This window comes from Paracoccus sp. FO-3, assembly GCF_006386455.1.
In the GTDB taxonomy this organism is placed as follows: Bacteria; Pseudomonadota; Alphaproteobacteria; order Rhodobacterales; family Rhodobacteraceae; genus Paracoccus; species Paracoccus versutus.
Genome location: NZ_VCBQ01000283.1, coordinates 1 through 880 on the forward strand (window position 1 = coordinate 1; position 880 = coordinate 880).

The window sequence follows — 880 nt, forward strand, 5'->3', positions numbered from 1 at the left end:
GGCTCTGTTGCAAATTTTTCTGGCTGCGAGCATTTTGCGCATCCTTGCTGAGATAAGAGGTGTAGCATGAGCGATTTCAAAGGCCGTCATTTCCGTGGTGAAATCGTGCTTTGGGCTGTGCGTTGGTACTGCCGCTACGGGATTAGTTATCGTGACCTGGAAGAGATGATGGCCGAACGGGGTCATCGGGTTGACCACTCTACGATCTATCGCTGGGTTCAACATTATGCCCCCGAGATCGAGAGGCGCATGCGTTGGCAATGGCGCCACCCTCGGTCGAATAGCTGGCGGGTGGATGAGACCTATATCAAGGTTCGCGGGAAATGGGCTTATCTCTACCGAGCTGTCGACAAATTCGGGGACACGATCGATTTCTACCTTTCCTCAACACGCAATACAAAGGCTGCGAAGCGCTTTCTGGGTAAGGCGTTGAAGGGCTTGAAAAGTTGGGAGCAACCGCGCGTGATCAACACCGACAAGGCACCGACCTATGGCGCTGCGCTGGCTGAGTTGAAGAAAGCAGGCAAATGCCCGACTGATGTTCAGCACCGTCAGGTCAAGTATCTGAACAACGTCGTGGAGGCCGACCACGGCAAGCTTAAACAGTTGATCAAACCGGTGCGTGGGTTCAAGACGATGAAGGCCGCCTATGCCACGATCAAGGGCTTCGAGGTTATGCGGGCCCTGCGCAAAGGGCAGTCACGCAGCTTCAATTTGACCGGTGATATCAACGGCGAGGTCCGCATGATCGAACGTGCCTTCGGACTGGGCCCATGTGCTCTCACGGAGGCAATGTCTATGCTCGAACTCCGCCTCGCAGCTTGAAGATCACCGGGGAATCGGGCCTTGTGCGCACTCAGGAATAATTTGCAACAGAGCC

1 protein-coding gene is annotated in these 880 nt (G+C 54.9%); it reads left to right on the plus strand.

Annotated elements, in window-relative coordinates:
• Positions 1-66 precede the first annotated feature (66 nt).
• Positions 67-825: an IS6 family transposase gene (locus tag FE811_RS27000; RefSeq protein WP_140849593.1), complete on the plus strand. Its 759-nt coding sequence runs from the start codon at positions 67-69 to the stop codon at positions 823-825.
• The last annotated feature ends 55 nt before the right edge of the window (positions 826-880 follow it).